Annotated in this window: 14 protein-coding genes and 2 pseudogenes; 7 read left to right on the top strand and 9 right to left on the bottom strand. The window is 67.1% G+C overall.

Annotation, left to right across the window (positions count from 1 at the left end; translation table 11 throughout):
- The first annotated feature begins 58 nt into the window (after positions 1-58).
- Positions 59-2,230, top strand: a complete 2,172-nt coding sequence (locus tag OG736_RS45950) for an MMPL family transporter (protein WP_327188132.1) — start codon at positions 59-61, stop codon at positions 2,228-2,230.
- A gap of 326 nt (positions 2,231-2,556) precedes the next feature.
- Complete coding sequence (locus tag OG736_RS45945; RefSeq protein WP_327188131.1) at positions 2,557-3,174, top strand: GNAT family N-acetyltransferase; 618 nt, start codon at positions 2,557-2,559, stop codon at positions 3,172-3,174.
- 93 nt (positions 3,175-3,267) lie between these two features.
- Here the strand turns inward: OG736_RS45945 and OG736_RS45940 are convergent, their stop codons facing one another.
- From OG736_RS45940 to OG736_RS45930, 3 genes are read right to left on the bottom strand one after another with little or no spacing between them, the layout of a single operon-like run.
- Positions 3,268-4,668 (bottom strand): APC family permease, encoded by a 1,401-nt coding sequence (locus OG736_RS45940; protein WP_327188130.1) that lies wholly within the window; start codon positions 4,666-4,668, stop codon positions 3,268-3,270.
- A 13-nt stretch (positions 4,669-4,681) separates the two neighbouring features.
- Complete coding sequence (locus OG736_RS45935) at positions 4,682-5,059, bottom strand: SCP2 sterol-binding domain-containing protein (protein WP_327188129.1); 378 nt, start codon at positions 5,057-5,059, stop codon at positions 4,682-4,684.
- Positions 5,056-6,414 (bottom strand): flavin monoamine oxidase family protein, encoded by a 1,359-nt coding sequence (locus OG736_RS45930; protein ID WP_327188128.1) that lies wholly within the window; start codon positions 6,412-6,414, stop codon positions 5,056-5,058. Before OG736_RS45930 ends, OG736_RS45935 begins: the two co-directional genes overlap by 4 nt.
- A gap of 127 nt (positions 6,415-6,541) precedes the next feature.
- Here OG736_RS45930 and OG736_RS45925 point away from each other — a divergent pair, with 127 nt between their 5' ends.
- Positions 6,542-7,147, top strand: coding sequence for a TetR/AcrR family transcriptional regulator (locus OG736_RS45925; RefSeq protein ID WP_327188127.1), 606 nt, complete (start codon positions 6,542-6,544; stop codon positions 7,145-7,147).
- Positions 7,148-7,718: 571 nt separating this feature from the next.
- On the opposite strand, the gene OG736_RS45920 is transcribed toward OG736_RS45925, so the two are convergent.
- From OG736_RS45920 to OG736_RS45910, 3 genes are all read right to left on the bottom strand, one after another.
- Positions 7,719-8,579 carry a hypothetical protein gene (locus tag OG736_RS45920; RefSeq protein WP_327188126.1) on the bottom strand — a complete coding sequence of 287 codons (861 nt, stop codon included), beginning with the start codon at positions 8,577-8,579 and terminating at the stop codon, positions 7,719-7,721.
- Between the two features lie 501 nt (positions 8,580-9,080).
- A complete protein-coding gene (locus tag OG736_RS45915) occupies positions 9,081-9,521 on the bottom strand; it encodes a hypothetical protein (protein ID WP_327188125.1) in 441 nt (146 codons plus the stop codon).
- Positions 9,522-9,968: 447 nt separating this feature from the next.
- Positions 9,969-10,568 (bottom strand): TetR/AcrR family transcriptional regulator, encoded by a 600-nt coding sequence (locus OG736_RS45910; protein ID WP_327188124.1) that lies wholly within the window; start codon positions 10,566-10,568, stop codon positions 9,969-9,971.
- A 167-nt stretch (positions 10,569-10,735) separates the two neighbouring features.
- Here OG736_RS45910 and OG736_RS45905 point away from each other — a divergent pair, with 167 nt between their 5' ends.
- From OG736_RS45905 to OG736_RS47460, 3 genes and pseudogenes are all read left to right on the top strand, one after another.
- Positions 10,736-12,232 (top strand): MFS transporter, encoded by a 1,497-nt coding sequence (locus OG736_RS45905; protein WP_327188123.1) that lies wholly within the window; start codon positions 10,736-10,738, stop codon positions 12,230-12,232.
- Positions 12,233-12,256: 24 nt separating this feature from the next.
- Positions 12,257-12,881, top strand: a pseudogene (locus tag OG736_RS45900) (CDP-glycerol glycerophosphotransferase family protein); the annotation flags it as partial.
- A gap of 226 nt (positions 12,882-13,107) precedes the next feature.
- Positions 13,108-13,257: pseudogene (locus tag OG736_RS47460) on the top strand (IS701 family transposase); the annotation flags it as partial.
- 280 nt (positions 13,258-13,537) lie between these two features.
- Here the strand turns inward: OG736_RS47460 and OG736_RS45890 are convergent.
- The gene (locus OG736_RS45890) at positions 13,538-14,185 is read right to left on the bottom strand and encodes an ATP-binding protein (protein ID WP_327188122.1); all 648 of its coding nucleotides are present in this window, start codon (positions 14,183-14,185) and stop codon (positions 13,538-13,540) included.
- A gap of 55 nt (positions 14,186-14,240) precedes the next feature.
- On the opposite strand from OG736_RS45890, the gene OG736_RS45885 reads away from it, so the two are divergent.
- Positions 14,241-14,627, top strand: a complete 387-nt coding sequence (locus OG736_RS45885) for a hypothetical protein (protein ID WP_327187889.1) — start codon at positions 14,241-14,243, stop codon at positions 14,625-14,627.
- A gap of 42 nt (positions 14,628-14,669) precedes the next feature.
- Here the strand turns inward: OG736_RS45885 and OG736_RS45880 are convergent, their stop codons facing one another.
- Complete coding sequence (locus OG736_RS45880) at positions 14,670-15,242, bottom strand: site-specific integrase (RefSeq protein WP_327188121.1); 573 nt, start codon at positions 15,240-15,242, stop codon at positions 14,670-14,672.
- Positions 15,243-15,471: 229 nt separating this feature from the next.
- Positions 15,472-16,980: a helix-turn-helix domain-containing protein gene (locus tag OG736_RS45875; RefSeq protein WP_327188120.1), complete on the bottom strand. Its 1,509-nt coding sequence runs from the start codon at positions 16,978-16,980 to the stop codon at positions 15,472-15,474.
- Positions 16,981-17,101 lie beyond the last annotated feature (121 nt).

Below are 17,101 nucleotides of genomic sequence, written 5' to 3'. Positions count from 1 at the left end.
CGGACGCCATCACCACGGCGCGTCTTCGACAGTCCCCACAATCCGACCGGGAGCCTCCGTGGCTACGTTCCTCTACCTGCTGTCCAGGGCCGCCTTCCGGCGCCGCCGTCTCGTCGCCGCAATCTGGGTGGCGCTGCTCGCCTGTGCCGCGGTGGGCGCAAGCGTGGCTTCCAGCAACGTCACGTCCTCCTTCTCTCTTCCAGGAACAGAAGCCCAAAAGGCTGTCGGGCTTGTCGAAACGCGGTTTCCCGGGAGCAGCCCCGATGGTGCCGTGGCGCAGATCGTCCTGAAAGCTCCTGCGTCGGAGAAAGTGTCTGACGCTGCCCCCAAGGCGACGGTCAGGAACCTCGTGAAAGAGCTGAGGTCGAAGTCGGACCAGGTGGCGGCCATCACTGATCCGTATGAGGGAAAGAGCGTATCGCCGAACGGGTCAACCGCCTTCGTCTCCGTCACCTACAACAAACCGCCGGGGTCTCTGACAGACGCGACACTCAAGTCACTTGATGACGTTGCCTCTGACGCTCGCAAGAGCGGTCTGACGGTCGAAGTAGGCGGAACGGCTCTGCAGGCTGCGCCGGAGCCCGGCATCGGCGAAGTGATCGGCGTAGTCATCGCTGCCGTGGTCCTGATCATCACTCTTGGGTCACTGGTCGCCGCTGGACTGCCCCTGCTGACCGCGATCTTCGGGGTCGGCATCGGCATCTCCACCATCACCGCACTGGCGAGCACCTTTGACCTCGGCTCCACCACCTCTACGTTGGCGATGATGATCGGGCTCGCGGTCGGCATCGACTACGCACTCTTCATCGTCTCGCGTTACCGGGCCGAGCTCACAGAGGGCCACGACCGCGAGGAGGCAGTTGGCCGGGCCGTCGGCACGGCCGGCTCCGCCGTCGTCTTCGCGGGCCTGACTGTGGTGATTGCCCTGGTGGGACTGGCAGTCGTCAACGTTCCTATGCTGACGAAGATGGGCTTCGCCGCCGCCGGCACGGTGGTCATCGCCGTCCTCATTGCCCTGACGGCGATTCCTGCCCTGCTCGGCTTCGCCGGCAGGCGGGTCTCGCCCCGCAAGGCAAGCAGGCCCGCAGGAAAGCCCAACGGCGGCGTTCGGTGGGCGCGCTTCGTGCTGCGTCGCCCGGCCACTGTGTTGGTCGTGGGCCTGATCAGCCTCGGCATCATCGCCATCCCCGCCGCGTCCCTGAAGGTGGGCCTTCCGGATGACGGCTCCCAGCCGGTCAGCACCACTCAGCGCAAAGCCTACGATCTAATGTCCGAGAGCTTCGGTCCGGGATACAACGGCCCCCTGCTGGTGGTCGTCGACGGGGACACAGACGCCGCGTCTCACACCCGCGAAACGCTCCAGGGCCTGGACGGCGTTGCCTCGGTCACCCCGGTGACGGTCAACGAGGCCGGCGACACCGCGATGATCACCGTCATCCCCAAGTACCGGCCTTCCTCGGTCGCCACCGAAAGACTGGTGCACTCCATCCGGGACACCACCGCCGGCAATGTCTTCGTCACCGGCGCGACAGCGATGAACGTTGACTTCTCGCAGCGCATGAACGACGCACTGCTGCCGTACCTGACGCTGGTCGTGGGCCTTGCGTTCCTGCTCCTGATGCTGGTCTTCCGGTCGGTACTCGTCCCCCTGAAGGCCGCTCTCGGTTTCCTGCTTTCTGTAGTGGCAGCGCTCGGTGCAGTCGTTGCGGTCTTCCAATGGGGCTGGCTGGGCTCCCTGTTCGGCGTTGAGCAGACAGGCCCGATCATGTCGATGATGCCGATCTTCATGATCGGCGTGGTCTTCGGGCTTGCCATGGACTACGAGGTCTTCCTGGTATCACGCATGCGTGAGTCGTATGTCGGCGGAGAACAGCCGGGGGCAGCGGTCGTCACTGGCTTCCAGCACGGAGCTCGGGTTGTTACCGCAGCCGCAGTGATCATGATCGCGGTCTTCTCCGGATTCATCGGCTCGAGTGAGCCGATGATCAAGATGATCGGCTTCGGGCTGGCGATCGCGGTGTTCGTGGACGCATTCGTGGTCCGGATGGCGATTGTTCCGGCAGTCCTTGCCCTGCTCGGGCACAAAGCCTGGTGGCTGCCCCGCTGGCTGGATCGACTGCTCCCCAACATGGATGTGGAAGGCGAGAGGCTCCGCGAGAAGCTGGGTTCCGCCTCAGAAAGCATCGCGCCAGGAGATCCGGACGAGGAGCGTCGTCTTTCTCCGGTCTGACGCCCTGGGTTCCGAGGGCCCCGCCATGAGCGGTGGCTGGGCCCCCGGTTACGTGACGGCCTCCGTGGGGACGGGACCGTCACGAACGAACAGGTGGTCGTGTCGACCCCGCGAGGAAGCTGGTTGACACGGCCACCTGTATGCCCCGCAGCAGCCCGTGGACTGCTCACTGACCACGGCACCATCGCCCCCCCTCTGCCCAACTGGGCGACCTGACTCACACCCGCGGAGCCCACCATCGGCACCCACCCCGCTCGTCACCTCCGATCACCTCACCTTGTCAGCCGCCCGGCAAGGGTTCTCCTTGTCCCGTACGGAAGGTACGCATGGACCACCTCCCTGAACACACCACCAAGCGTTGTACGTCATCGCAGATCGACGCACCGCTAGGGACCGAGGTCGCCACGCTCGCCGAGGTACGCCAGCTCGGCGGCGCCTCCGCTGAGGTGACGTTGTCTCTTTCCCCGCTCGGATTCTCCCCGGACGAGATGCGCGAGGTCGTCGACCTCTATGAGAGCAACCCGACATACTGCCGCGCCGCCGGCGAATACGATCCCGAGTGCATAGAGCCCGACCGGGTTCAAGCAGACCTGTATGAAGAGGCCAGCAGCGACAGCTGCGAGGTCCTGGTCGCCCGAGACGGGCAAGGCCAGCTTGTTGGCCTGGTGTGCGTGCTTGAACAGCATCCTGCGGACGGCTATCCCTGGATTGGGCTGCTGCTCGTGCACGGCAGCCTTCACCGCCAAGGTGTCGGCCGACGGCTGGCCTGCCTCATCGAGGACCGATTTCGTGACGACGGCCGGGACGGAATCCGGCTAGCCGTCCTGGAGGCCACCCCGACCTCTCTGGCCTTCTGGAATTCCCTGGGCTGGGAGGAGTGCGACCGCCGCGCCGACATCCAGCGCGGGCGACCCTGCATCGTCATGCACAAGCAACTCGTCTGAGCTCTTCGGAACTATTCGCTGCTCGCTCGTGCTGGCCGAGCGACACCCTCGTCGCGTCGGCGTCGGGTACGAAGACCCGCGTGTGGGATGTGCTCACGAGGCGGCTCCTTCAGAGGCGGACGACGTGTTGCGCTGAGCGCGTGCGACGGCCCGGGCGGCACGCCGGGCGGCGAGTTCCTCGGCCTCCCGGCGTTCGAGGCGCGGCACGACGGTGAAGACGTAGACCGTGACCAGTGCGGCGCAGCCGAGCACGACAGCGAGGGGGATCGGGAGGATGCGCTCGCCGACACTCACAGAGGCAAGCAAGCCGAGCAGTCCGAACAGGACGGTGAAGACGAGCGCGAGAGGGGCGCCGCCCCGCACGCGGAAGGGCCGGTCGGTGTCAGGTTCGCTGCGGCGCAGTCGCCAGACCACGAAGCCCGCCACCGCGTAGATCATCATTTCCAGGGCCGCGCAGACCGAGACCATGACGGTGAAGGACCCGGTGAGAGCGACCACGACCGCCAGGACCAGCGAACTGCCCCCGAGGAGACAGACTGGCAGGGCGGGCACCGCCCGGTCGTTGAGCCGGGTGAGAGGGCGGGGCAGCTTGCCTTCGCGGGCGACTGCGTAGATGAATCGGGAGAGGGTTACGAAGCCGCCGTTGAAGGTGTTGACGGCGGTCAGTGCGGTGACGGCGAGCATTACCAGCATGCCGGCGTGGCCCATCGCCTGCTGCGCGGCGAGGAGTTGGGGGTAGGCGCTACCCAGCGACGCGTTGTCGAGGGTGGCGCCCATGGCCACGGCGAATACGGCCTGACTGGCGGCCAGCACCAGTACGGAGACCAACATCGCGCGCGGTACGGCCTTCGGCTTGGTGACCTCCTCGGCGTTGGTGGTGACCCATTCGAAGCCGGTGTAGACGAAGATCCCGAGGACCAGGGCCTGCAGCGGGGAACTGTGGGTGCCCGCCCCCGGGTGTGACACATGGCCGGGGCTGGCGATCGCGATGACGCCCACGCCGACGGTGACCAGCACCACGACGGTGGTGACGATTTTTTCGGCGGCGCCCGCGAGTTTGATGCCACGCAGGTTGAGCCAAGTGGCGACGGCGAGCAGCAGGGCCACATAACCGATCGTGACCAGAGGGCCGCTGTGGAAGGCGTACGCCATGGCCTCGCCGATGATGTAGGCGTCCGCAGCGATGACCAGCACGATCGCGGTCATGTACGTCAGCGTGATGATGAGGGCGAGGCGGTCGTTCATGGCCCGTGCCATCCAGAGCCGGATACCCGCGGCACTGGGATGCATCCCGTTGAGTTCGGAGAACAGTGCCCTGACTCCGAGCATGAGGACAGCGGCGCCCAGGATCGCGATCCATGAGAGCGGACCGCTGATGTACGTGAGGAGCTGTGCGATACCCAGGAAGTTGATGGCGGCGAAGGCCAAACCTGTGGAGATGGCCGATGCCCCTCCGAGCCCCAACGCGCGGCTGAGGACGGGTGGTTCGCTCATGATGACTCCGGGGTCACTGGCCGAGGAAGATGAACATGGCCATCGCGTCCAGGCGCATGACGTCGTCCGCCCTGCCCTGTGTCCGGATGGCTCCCTGCATGTAGTTGGAGACGGGGTTGGCGTCTCCCCAAAAGATCTCGGCGAGGTCCATGCTGTTGCCGCGCACGACCAGGTCCGGCACGCCCTCAGCGCCGCGGACCGCGGGCGAGGTGTGCCCTTTGTCGATGACGAAGGTGAAAAGGGCGTCCGGCTGGTCGGTCGCCTCGATGTGGATACGGCACGACCAGGCGGCCAGTGTCTTCGCCACCCTCGGGCTCTGGTTGGCCTTCTTCGCGTAGTCGACGAGGGCTTCGTGGAGCTCCGCTGCGTCAACGCTCTGCGCCGCGCTCATCGGCCGGCCTCGGCCAGGATCGCCGCTGCTGTCGTCTCGCCCGAGCGCACCGCCCCGTCCATGTACCCGCTCCAGACGGTGGCGTACTCCGTACCGGCCCAGTGGATGGGTCCGACGGGAGTGCGCAGGACCTGGCCAAGGGTGGACCAGGTGCCTGGGGACAGGATCCCGGTGTAGCAGCCGCGCGACCACTCCTCCTCCATCCACAGCTTCTCGTGGACGTTGACGGGGTGGCGGGCCTTCTCGCCGAAGTAGGTCACAAGGTCCTCGATGACGTGGGCGCGACGTTCTTCAGCGGTCATCGCAAGGGCTCGACGGGCCGAGTTGGAGTCAACGAAGCAGACGAGTACACCCTCGGGGCGGTCAGGATGTGTCTGGTCGAAGGTGACCTGGACCAGGGTGTTGTCGCCCATCATGTGACCGCTGAGGCCGTCCTCACGCCAGAACGGCGTCGCGTAGGCGACGCTTATCTTGACGGAGGAGCCCATGAATATGCGCTGGGTGAGCTGGTCGCGCAGGCCAGGCATGGGTGGGCTGTAGCGGATGCGTCCGGCGAGGGTCGGGGCCAGTGCCACGACCGCACGGCGGGCGCGTGTGATGCCGCCGTCGTGGTGGACGGTGACGCCGCTGTCCGTGTACTCGATGCGACTGACGGGGCAGCCGAGCCGGATGCTGTCGCCGAGCAGTTCGGCCAGTCGCTCGGAAACCTGCATGGACCCGTGGGTTATCCGGGTCTCCTGGGCACTGTTGATGGTGCCGATCATCTTCTCCAGGCCACCGCCCGAGCTGATGTAGAAGAGCGCGTGCAGGAGGGAGATCTCCCCGGGCTCGGCCGGGAACAGCGCACGTGTCATGGCACGCAGCCACACCTTGGCGCCTTCGCAGTACGGCTGCTGCCGAATCCATGATTCGACGGTGAGGCCGTCCAGTTCGGTAGCTCGCGGGTGCCTCCACGGTTCTGCCGTGTCCACCTCCAGGGCGGCGGATGTGAGGTCCACCATGGCGTCCATCAGGTCGGCGGCGATGAGCGGATCACCGGTCGGAACGGCTCCGTGGTAGCGCAGCAGCTTGCCGTCGACGAGCTGCAGGTTGTCGCCGTCGGCGTACTGGGTGAACGTATCGAGCCCGAACTGCTCGATCAGCTCCAGCATCCGGTCCTGGGTGGGGCCTACCCACTGTCCGCCGTACTCGACGAGCCTGCCGTCCTCCTCGATGACCGAACAGGTACGCCCGCCGACACGGTCACGAGCCTCCAGCACCACGATGTCCTGGCCTGCCTCTGCCAGCACCCGGGCTGCCGAGAGCCCTGCAAGACCCGCCCCGACGACTACGACGTCAGCTTCGTTCTCGATCATGAAAACCCCTTGTTGGTTAGTTGACCAAGTCAGTTGCCCAAGTGAAATAGGGTAGTAGGAACACGTCAAGGGGCGCGGAGCGACTTTCCCCGCCCTTTACTGAGGAGGTGCGATTCCGCTGGCCCGCATGAGTGTCGAAGCACGTCGTGAGCAGTTCGTGAAAGCGGCGATCGAGGTCATGTCCCGGGAGGGGCTCGACCGGGCCACCACAAGGCGCATCGCCGAGTACGCAGGGGCACCTCAAGGGGCAGTGCACTACGCCTTCCGCGACAAGAACGAACTGCTCACCGCCGTCGTGGGCGAGATCACCAATCAGATCGAGCAGGTGCTGCGCGACGCCGTCGACCCCGCAAAAGGACTCGACGCGGCGATCCACGACGGGCTGCACGCCTTCTGGGCCTATGCCGTGGGCGACGACGGACTGCAGCTCATGCAGTACGAACTCACCATCTATTGCCGCCGGACCCCGGGTCTCGAACGGCTCGCAGAATGGCAGTACACGCGCTACTCGAGGACCGCTCAGGAAGCCTTCCAGAGCGCCCTCGACCAGGAGCCCAAACGCCGGCCCCTCGGGATCGATCTGACGGAACTGGCACGCCTGACCGTGGCGATGATGGACGGCCTCGTCATCCAGTACGAGGTCCATCATGACCGGGAGCGCTCGAGGATCGACCTCGGCCATGCCATCCGTGCCGCCGTCACTCTGGCGAAGGCACCGGCGGGCGACGACTGATCGGACAGCCCCGGCCGGGGAAGAAGATATCCCACGCGCCCGACGGCGCGCCTTCTATCTCGGTCCAGCGGGAACCGGGGTGCTTTGCGCTTGTCCGGGCGGTGTTACGGACCTTCTTGGCGCGACCGTGCTCGGCCAGAATCGCGAGGGCCAGCGTGTTCGACGCGCAAGCGGTCTTGCGTCGGAGCCAGTCGGATGACTCGAGCCGGGCGTCCGGGTGCCAGAGCAAGCCGAGGTTGATGGCTCGGAACAGCGCCCCTTCTTGTACGGCTGGGTCAGGAACGGGTAACGACTCGTCGTCTGGGTCATCGACGCTGCCCACGGCTCGTAGGCCGGTCCGAGGTGAAAGTCGAAGGCTCAGCGCTCCAACGTGCTGGAAGACGGCGGATCGTCTGCTCCGGATCGGCGAGGACCCTCACGACCAGATCGATCTCATCGGTGTCGTCGACCCGTTCCAGCGCACGCACGTGGCCAGCAAATCCGCGATGCTCGAAGAGCCCCTTCCAGCTCACGGGACCGTTTGAGTCATGTCAGCGTGCACCTACAGGGCTGCCGTTCGGCAGAGGCTGTATCAGCGGGTGACGTCCACGAAGACCATCGGCCGGTTGGCGACCGTGTTGAATGCGGTCTCGTTCCTGCCCCACCAGTAGCCGGTCGGCCTGCTGGTCGTCGCGTCGGCCTGGATGAAGATGGTGCCGCGGCCGGCGCCGCTCCGCTCCTTCGTGGTGAGTCCCGGAGAGCCCTCGACGCGGGTGTCACGGAACGCCCAGTGCGGCGATGTCTTGGAAGAGAACGCCACGCCGTGTGGATTGGACGTGCTGTCGGCCACGGTGACGGCGTACTCCTGAGTGGCGCGGTTGCCATCGCGCTCGAACGGCGCGATCGACTCCACCATCATCATGTGGCCGGTCGCTCCGCCCTCCGATCCGTCCAGGTACTTCACAGCGATGATGGAGCCCGCATGGAGATCCTGGACCCGCTGAGCGGAAGGACGGGTGATGTGGTCACTCATGTCCTCCAGCGCACCACCGGCGGCAGTGTCCGTGAAGGCTTCGTAGTACTGCTCGGAGGAGGGGCTGCGGAAGCCGGTGCCGTTGGTGAACCAGGTGTCCGTGGCCCACGTGTAGGCGTGCTTGGTGGAGGCAGTGAGGAACTGGGCGCATTTGGCCTCGCCTTGGTAGGAACGCGCGTTCCCGCGTGTACCCCAGATCACGGATGCGGCGTCGGCATCGGCATGGCCAGCCGCTCCGGGGTAGAAGTTCTCCGAGTCCTGGTCCGGCCAGCCCAGGGGGGCGAGCTCGTCGATGATCTCGTTCTCGGCCGCCACCAGCGCAGCGCCGTCCTCTGTTCCGGCTGCCTGCGCCGTGGTCGGCAGGATTGTCAGCATGAGTGCTGCCGATGCCGTGAACAGCGGAGCTATCAGCGTCGGCATCGCACACCCTCCCTGCCTGTGGCCTGGAGTCCGAAGTAGACGGCGAGTGACCAGGCGATCGGACTGCGGGCATGCGAATGCCGGGACCGGGTGGCGAGCTCGGTGTGCCGGTGCCGGTGCCGGTGCCGATATCCGCGATGCGCTCGGCGGGACGGCGGGCGAGGGCCAGCCACGGGGGTAAGGCGACGAGGGCGACGGCGGCCCACGCCCCAGGCCCACCCCGCCAGTCACTGCCGAAGATCTCCGCCAGCGGCGTTCGAATCCTGCCGAGAGCACACGGGAGCGGCCCCGGCCCGATCATGGTCCGGAGCCTTTGACATCCACTTCTGACGGCGACGACGCGGAAACGGCTGCGGGCCAGCAGATCGTCCCGCCGCCCCATTTACCCTGGTAGGGAGCTGTACCTGGCCGGCCAGGCGAAGCCTCGCGGAACACGACTCACAGCGATGTGCCTCCGCCTGACCGAATGTTCAACTCACCGCTCGGTCCCGAAAGTCAGGACTATTTCACCTCATCGCGCCAACCGCTGCTGTAGGACCTGTTCCAGGCGATCCACAAGACGAGAGCCGTGCCGATCCCCGTGCTGACGAATTCCCAAGCTGCGCGTACAAGCAGGTCAGAGCGGTCGGCGACAGCCCAGTCCTGGCCCGCGAACAGCGGTATGTCCGTCAGAAACTCTTCATCGGCAGCGAAGGAGAGACCGCGGATCTCACCGGTCCCACGCTGCCCTGCAGGCAGACGCCACGCGCCGCGACATGGGCCGCCCGACTCGCAGTGCACGTATCCTTCCGTGTTCGTGCGGTGCCCGTCGATGAACCGATAAGTGTTCTGCGCGGCGAACCACAACGGCAGCGCGAGAGCGCACAGGCACACGAACAGCACCACCCGGGACAACGGCTTAAGCCCACTCAGTAGCTCGGCACCCCATGACGACGAGCCCATGCCACACCACCTCATCGTCTTTGTGCATGTTCCGAGGTCCAGGAGACAGCAGGCTACCCAAGCGGTACCACCGAACGGTCCCCGAGAGCAGCGCACCGACCACGCGGGGACCAGCCACGTTTCCTGGCCCTCACCCCACCCGCGGCGCTCACCAGTGCCTTCCCCTCCGAAGGCATCCGATCATCCTCCCCCGCCACCGGGGTCCACTGTCAGCGAGGACTGCAGGTGTACGACCCACCCACCACGTGGGCTACGGAAGGTAACGCGCTGATCTCGATCTGCCGTCCGTACCGTTCGTGCCGATCGGGTTCGATCAGCGGCTCCGATCGCGTTCATCGACTGACGGACGCCGGCCTTGCGGCAGGCGTCGGCGAAGGCCCGGCTGGTGTACTGGGTGGGCTACGTGGTCCGTGTACATGACAGCTCCGGCGCAGTTGTCGTGACGGGTCAGAGGACCAGGGGCCCGGTGAGGTAGTGCTGGAGTACATGGCCGACCGCTCCGGCCAGGATCTCGGTCTCGGTCTCGGCCAGTACCTCCAGGCCGATCACATCGCGAGCCATGATCAGTCCGACCGCCTGTGATGCGGCCAGGGCGGCGCGCAACCGGGCCTGGGGCACGTTCAGCCCCTCGGTAAGGGGAACGAGCATGGCCTGGGTGACCCGCTCGCGCAGCACCCTGGCGGCCGCCTCCTCGGAGGCCGCCGCACGGATCAGCCCCGTGATCTTCAGCCGTCCGTCCGTGGTGTCGACGGTTCCCAGAACGTGGACTGCCAGCCGCCGGCCGATGGTCTCTCTTGGGCCGCCGAGCAGCTCGGCCAGCACGGTCTCCGGGTCGAACGGCAGGGGCGCTGCTGCGGCGAACAACTGCTGCTTGGAGCCGAAGAAGTGGGAGACCAGGGCTGCGTCGACCTCGGCCTCGACCGCCACGCTCCGCATCGTCGTCCGGTCGTAGCCGAGTTCGGCGAACTTGCGGCGCGCCACTTCCAGGATTGTCTCGCGGGTGCCGGTTTCTCCCGGGCGGCGTCCGAGCCGGGTGGGTGGGGTCATGGCGAGCCTCCTGGCATGGGTTTGACACAGCAATTCACCACGTGCAGAATTAAATATCAGCACCTGGTGAATTCATTCTAGAGGGCTGCCGCCGACGACGCCGATTCTGCGTGCCGGCCAGCACCGTGCGCCACTTCCCTCCGCCTCCTGAGCAGGAGTTCCTCCATATGTCTGTCCGACCGCCCCGCTCCGCCGAGGCACTCCCCTTGGACCGCCGCCGCTGGTGGGTGCTGGCCGTCATTGGCGTCGCCCAGCTGATGGTCGTCCTCGACGCCACGATCGTGAACATCGCCCTGCCCTCCGCCCAGCACGATCTCGGCTTCTCTGACTCCGACCGGCAGTGGGTGGTGACCGCCTACTCCCTGGCCTTCGGCAGCCTGCTCCTCGTCGGCGGACGCCTGGCGGACCTGTTCGGACACAAGCGCGTCTTCCTCGTCGGAGTCACCGGCTTCGCGGTTGCTTCCGCCTTGGCGGGCGCCGCCGGGAACTTCGAGCTGCTGATCGTAGGGCGCGCCCTGCAGGGCGTCTTCGGGGCGATCCTGTCCCCCTCGGCCCTCACCCTGCTGAACGTCACCTTCACCGAGGGCAAGGAACGTGCCAAGGCGCTGGGCGTCTTCGGCGCCATCGCGGGCACCGGCGGCGCGATCGGGCTTCTGCTCGGCGGTCTGCTCACCGAGCACCTGAGCTGGCGCTGGACCCTGTACGTAAACCTGGCCTTCGCAGCACTCGCCCTGGTCGGAGGCGCCCTGAACCTCCACCGCACTGAGCGCGGGGCCAAGCCCATTCTCGACCTGCCCGGCACGGCCCTGGTCTCCGCAGGACTGTTCTGCCTGGTCTACGGCTTGTCCAAGGCCGAGTCCAACGGCTGGGACTCCGCGGCGACCTGGGGCCTCCTGCCCGCCGGAGCGGCACTGATCGCCGCATTCGCCTTCTGGCAGACCCGGTCGGCCAACCCGCTCCTTCCCCTGCGCATCCTGCGCGACCGCGACCGCGCCGCCTCCTTCACCGCCGTTCTGGTCGCCGCGAGCGGCATGTTCGGGATCTTCCTGTTCCTCACCTACTACCTTCAGATCACGCTCGGCTACAGCCCGGTGAGCACCGGCGTCGCCTTCCTCCCGATGATCGGCTCACTCATCGTGTCCGCACAGATCTCCACCAACCTCACCGTCCGGCGGCTCGGACCCCGCATCGCCGTCCCAGCCGGCATGCTGCTCGCAGCCGCCGGCCTGGCCTGGCTCACCGGAATCGGCCTCGACACCCCCTACGCCAGCCACGTCCTGCCGCCCTTGCTGATCATCGGCCTCGGCCTCGGCCACGTCGTGCCGCCCGCCCTCGGCATCGCCACCGCCGGTGTCGCCCCCACTGACATCGGCGCGGCCTCCGCCACCGTCAACACCATGCAGCAGGTCGGCGGCTCCATCGGTACGGCCCTGCTCAACACTCTCGCCGCCAGCGCCGCGACTGCCTACCTGGCAGACCACACCCCCAGCGCCGACGCGCTCGCCCAAGCCCAACTGCACAGCTTCACCACCGCCTTCTGGTGGTCCGCCTGCATCTTCGCTCTCGGCGCCGTCATCACGGCCTTCCTCTACCGCAGCCGGAGCAGCACGCCAGCACAGCCCCACCAGGAGACAGCACCGGAGCCCATGGCGGCACACATGTGAACGACCCCAACCGTGCATAGCTGACACCAGAAGGGATACGTCCCCCGCGTCGTCCTGGAGCGGTTCTGCCGTGAACTCGGCCCCGACTATGTCCCGCTCGTACGCACCCACTACTTCTACGGAACGACCCCCGCCTGGCCGCGCTCCAGGAGCGCGGCCTGATCAAGGACGTGTCGAGGTATCCGGTCGTGGAGGATCCTGCCTGGCGGCCGACGCGTTGATCACCGACTACTTCTCCATCATGTTCGACTACGCGTGCCTCGACCGCCCGATCATCACCTACGCGGACGACTGGGAGGTCTACCGCAAGGCGCGCGGCGTGTACTTCGACGTTCTCTCGGACAACCCGGGCGAGACCCCGGGAGCGACGGCGACCACCGAGGACGAGCTGATCGAGACCTTCCGCTCGGGCGCCTGGAACGGCCCGGCGGCAGCTGAGCTCCGCGCGGTCTTCCGCCGCCGGTTCGTCCAGTACGACGACGGAAACGCGGCGGAGCGCATCGTCACACACCTCTTCCTCACCGAGAAGGTCGCGATCCCCCCGGTGCTCCCGCTGCACGAGCGAACACCGGCACCATCAGCAGCAGCGGTTGCCCAGGGCCTTCTTCCTGGGCAACCCCCCGCGGACACCGCCCTGACCCGCGCCTGAAGCGCACGATCAGAAAGGCGAACACCCATGGGTTCGCGCCCTCCCCTGTGCAAGGCTGTCATTCCTGCGGCGGGCCTAGTAGTGCCTGGTCAGGTCGGTTGTTGTGGTGCGTGTCCTTGGGGTGTGGTGTGGCGTTGAGGGTGTGTGACTCCGGACGAGATTGCTGTGGTGCGTGGTGAGTTGGAGGCGTTCGCGGCGGAGGTGTTCGAGCCGTTCGCGCGCAACGAAACAGGCCCTGGGACTTGCCCACTTCGAGGGCCGCACCTGGAACGGATGGCACCACCACGTCACCCTCGTCTCCGTCGCGCACGCCTTCTGCACGCAACGTCTGGCCACCACCAGGGGGAGGCTGCCGTCCATCAGGATCAGCGCACCGCTGGGTGCTACCCACCCGCCTCCGCATATGACGAAGCGCACGAAGACAGCTGCCAGACGGTTCGCTGCGACATCGACCCGCTCACGAGATGCCTCCGGGGCATCGGCGCAAGCCGGGCTCCAGGTTGCTGGGCAGACGGGCTGAAGTCATGCGCTGATCCGTGGTTGGTAGGGAGAAATGGCAGCGCAGATGCGTTCTGGTTCTACGGGACGCCGGCCCGCTGCTGGAGCTGTGCGATATCGCGGACGCGCTCTGGAAGATCGTCGGCAGGCGCGCGTAGTCAGGCCGCGCCGAAGCTCGCCCAGTGGTCGATGAGACCTTCGCTTTCGAGTCCGGATCCGGCCTGGCTTGTGAGGGCAGAGACGATCATGTCGCCGCGGCCGTGTTCGTCGGCGGGCCGGGCGGCGGCCCAGTTGTCCGGGGCGGTCTCGGGGCCGCCGTCGCTGACATGGACTTCAACGGGTCCGGAGCCTTCGGTGGAGGCGCGCAGGTGCAGCACAACGGGAGGCAGTGCGTGGGAGACAGCGTTGGTAACAAGCTCGGAGATGACCAGGAGGGTTTCGTAGATCTGGTCGTCGTCCAGTCCCCACGCGGCCAGAACAGGGCGGGCCTCATGACGGGCTGAGGCGGGAGCGAGAGGCCCGTGCTCCAGAAGCAGACCGAACACGTGCTCACCGGTGCGGGCCGCTTGCCGCTCGGGACACTGCTGCCGGCGCGAGATCGTGGTCGTGTTCATCGAAATCACTGCCTGAGGAGCCGGAATGGATTTTCTGTCCCTTCCAGAACACCTCCAGACGACACAGAGACCATGAGCAATCACTACCCAAACGCGAAAGCCGGGATGCGCCGCCCCGCCCTCGGCCTTGGGACTGGTGGGCTCGCATGTTGAGGTGTCGTGTATTCGCTGGGCATCCACGACTTCGGTCACGGCGAGTAGCTGATTCAGGGTGGTTTTCCGCGAGCCAGGCTGGGACGATGCGGGGATGGCGAGCGATCTGGCGGAGCCGTCAGCTTCGGAGTTGGCTGAGGGCATGCGCGCTGCGCTCATGCATGCTCGGTGGGACCCGGACGGTGATCCGGCGGTCGCCGTTGATGTGCTGGGCGCCTTGGTCGAAGGCGTATGTGGTCCGGTCGATTCAGTGGCGGTCGGACAGATCGTTTTCGACTCGAAGGCCATGGGAACGGCGTACCTGTTCTGTGCTTCGATGAACAAGGCCCTTGATCGGAATCACCCGGCGCAGCCGCCCGCTCACCGGGGCTTGTCGATTACGGAGCATCTCGCCCTCGTGCAGCCCCTGCTGCCCGGATTTCATAGGCGGCAGCAGGAGGTACTACAGCTTCTGGACCAGGAGTTTCCGCCAGACGACTGATCTCGCAACCGTGTGGAGCGGCGAACCGAGCTCAGGCGCAAATCACCGTGTGTGGTCGCCGGGAGCATATCGGCTCCAGGTTCCTCCAGCTTCGGTGACCAGGCGAGTGGCTGTCTTGTCGTGGTAACCGAGGGCCTTCGCGATGACGGGAGCCGGGGCTTGGAGGACCAGCTGTCGGATTGCGGAGGTCCTGCCGCGCTGCGGCTGGACGCCGATCTCGCGCAAGTGCACTTGAAGGCTGACCGGGTTCATCGGCTGGCCGGGCTGGCGTCCGGGGAAGAGCCACTGTGAGCTCCTGCTGCTGGCATAGGGCAGATGCTGGCAGGACTGGACGTATGCCCGCATGAGGTCAGCGACGGGCTCTGGAAGTGGGGAGGGTGGGTCTCCCAGCCGGACGGTGACGGTGGTCCCGTCGTCGATGACGTCGTTGGCAGTGAGGCGGACGATGCGGGTGACGGGTTGCGCGTAGAGGAGAACGAGTGCGGCGGCGATCCGGGCCCGTAGGGGCACGGAGTCGTCGTTGAGGACCCGCCGGAGAACGGCGAGTCGGTGGTGCTGGTGCAGGGGTGTTTGGTCCTGGTTGACGACCTGGGGTGGCAGGGCGAGGCGGGGCATCCGGCCCGTCTTTATGCACCAGCGCAGGAACGTCTGGGCCGGGCGACGGGTGGCCGGCTTCTCCGAGTGCCAGGCGTCGAGGTCAGCCTGCTGGCAGTGTTCGATGGTGCGGCCTCTGTCGGCGAGCTGAGCGAGGAAGGCGCCGGCCTGGGTGATTTCTTGTTTCGTCTGATTGGTCTGGGAGCGTCCAGGATTTCGGCGCCCTCCCGGTCCCCGGCCTCCTCCCGCATCACGGCCAGGTGGAGCAGGGCGAAGGTGTCGCCGGTCTCGGCAGCTCGGTGGCGGAGGTGGTGGGCCCACTGCAGGCGTTGCCGGACCTGGGCTGCGCGGGTGAGGTTGGCCAGGTCGTCCGGATGGGTGAGGCAGGCGTGGGCGGCATGCCAGAAGGAGGCGGGCGGGCACAGCCGCCTACGGGTGGTGCGGCCGTGTTGTTCGAGGTAGTCGGCGAGCCGGAACACCGGTCCCGCCTGCTGTGGGGAGGGCGGGGCTGAGGTTGTGGAGGGGGTGGGTGGGCGTCGTGGGGGTCGGGGGGTGGTGCGGCGCAGTGGGGCTTGTTTGCCGTGGACCTGTCTGGCGAGTTCGGAGAAGGCGGTTTCGGCCCAGTCCTCGGTGAGCTGGTCGTAGTCGGTCTGGCTGAGGTAGTCGATCGCGGCGTCGGTGAGGAAGGCCTGCGGGAGGTGCAGGCCGACGCCGAGGCGGCGTGCGTCCATCGCTGTTTCCAGCAGAGCTTTGGCGGCCGGGCTTGCGTGCTGGGGGTGAGGAGTTCGGGGGCACCAGCCAGGTCCTGGGTGATGCGCCCGTCGGTGTGGGCGCGGGTGAGGGTGTCGGCCAGCAGCCGGTCGCCGCCCTCGGCGAGGGCGGCTGCCGCGGCCAGGGCTGGGGCGTCGAAGGAATCCGGGATGGTCAGGGTGCGGCCAGCGAGCAGTTCCCTTACCCGGCTGTGCGGATCGTCCCCGCCCGGCGCGGGCAGGGTCGTGTATTGGTGGGCGTATTCGGGCCAGAGCGTGCCCAGCACGAGGACCGGCCCGCGCTCCGGGGTGACCAGCAGGTGGTGCACGGACGCTGCGATCTGCTCACCGACCGCCCGGTTCCCGACGTAGTGCTGGGCCTCGTTCAGCCAGACGACGGTGCGCGGTTGGACTTGGTGTAGGTCCTCCAGGGCGGCCTCGGCCCGGGTCGGGTCGAAGGGATGCCAAAGCCGCCAACCCCGGTCCGCGAGCGGCTGGACCGCCTCCCAGCACGCCCGGGTCTTCCCGGTCGACGAGGTGCCCACCAGGACCACCATCCGGCTGCGGCCGGCCACCACATCCCGCACCGCCTCGGCCATCACCCGGTCATGGTCGCGCCGCACATACCCCGACAGCACCCGTACCCCGGGCGCATCCGAGCCGTCAACGACCTTGCTGTGCCCGGCCGGATGGACCTCCAGATCGTGCGGCTCCCACTCCTCGATCAACCTGCCGGGCCCCGGCCGTTCACCGCCCCCTCCCCGGGCCGCGTCCCGGTGCAGCGCCAGTAACTCCTGGACCGGCAGATCGAGCGCGCGGGCCAGCGCCGCCACGGTCTGCGCCGAGGGCACCGGCCGGTCGGCCTGGAAGGCCTCCGACACGGTCGTTCGCCCCAGCCCCGCCCGGCCGGCCAGCAGCGTCTTGTTCAGCCGCATGCGGGCCAGTCCGTCATCCAGTCTCCTGCGCAATTCGGTGAGTGCCGGATTGTGGCCGTTCTGCTCGTCGCGCACGTGCTCGTCCCCGGGCCGTGATGTGTTCGCCGGTGTTCATCTTCGTCCCGGCGAACCCCGGCGCACACCACTTCTACGACCGTCGACCACGTCAACACTCCATCGTGTAACAGGAGTCTGT

It is taken from the genome of Streptomyces sp. NBC_01334, from assembly GCF_035983595.1.
Classification (GTDB): domain Bacteria; phylum Actinomycetota; class Actinomycetes; order Streptomycetales; family Streptomycetaceae; genus Streptomyces; species Streptomyces coriariae.
The sequence above is the reverse complement of the archived record's forward strand: the minus strand, read 5'-3'. Positions and strand labels throughout refer to the sequence as shown.

Bases quoted from the DNA above. Each gene is read 5' to 3' on its own strand.
- OG736_RS45885 (WP_327187889.1), top strand. From the start codon at position 14,241: ATGGCGAGCGATCTGGCGGAGCCGTCAGCTTCGGAGTTGGCTGAGGGC.
- OG736_RS45925 (WP_327188127.1), top strand. From the start codon at position 6,542: ATGAGTGTCGAAGCACGTCGTGAGCAGTTCGTGAAAGCGGCGATCGAG.
- OG736_RS45920 (WP_327188126.1), bottom strand. From the start codon at position 8,579: ATGCCGACGCTGATAGCTCCGCTGTTCACGGCATCGGCAGCACTCATG.
- OG736_RS45880 (WP_327188121.1), bottom strand. From the start codon at position 15,242: ATGCCCCGCCTCGCCCTGCCACCCCAGGTCGTCAACCAGGACCAAACA.
- OG736_RS45910 (WP_327188124.1), bottom strand. From the start codon at position 10,568: ATGACCCCACCCACCCGGCTCGGACGCCGCCCGGGAGAAACCGGCACC.
- OG736_RS45935 (WP_327188129.1), bottom strand. From the start codon at position 5,059: ATGAGCGCGGCGCAGAGCGTTGACGCAGCGGAGCTCCACGAAGCCCTC.
- OG736_RS45915 (WP_327188125.1), bottom strand. From the start codon at position 9,521: ATGGGCTCGTCGTCATGGGGTGCCGAGCTACTGAGTGGGCTTAAGCCG.
- OG736_RS45945 (WP_327188131.1), top strand. From the start codon at position 2,557: ATGGACCACCTCCCTGAACACACCACCAAGCGTTGTACGTCATCGCAG.
- OG736_RS45905 (WP_327188123.1), top strand. From the start codon at position 10,736: ATGTCTGTCCGACCGCCCCGCTCCGCCGAGGCACTCCCCTTGGACCGC.
- OG736_RS45930 (WP_327188128.1), bottom strand. From the start codon at position 6,414: ATGATCGAGAACGAAGCTGACGTCGTAGTCGTCGGGGCGGGTCTTGCA.
- OG736_RS45940 (WP_327188130.1), bottom strand. From the start codon at position 4,668: ATGAGCGAACCACCCGTCCTCAGCCGCGCGTTGGGGCTCGGAGGGGCA.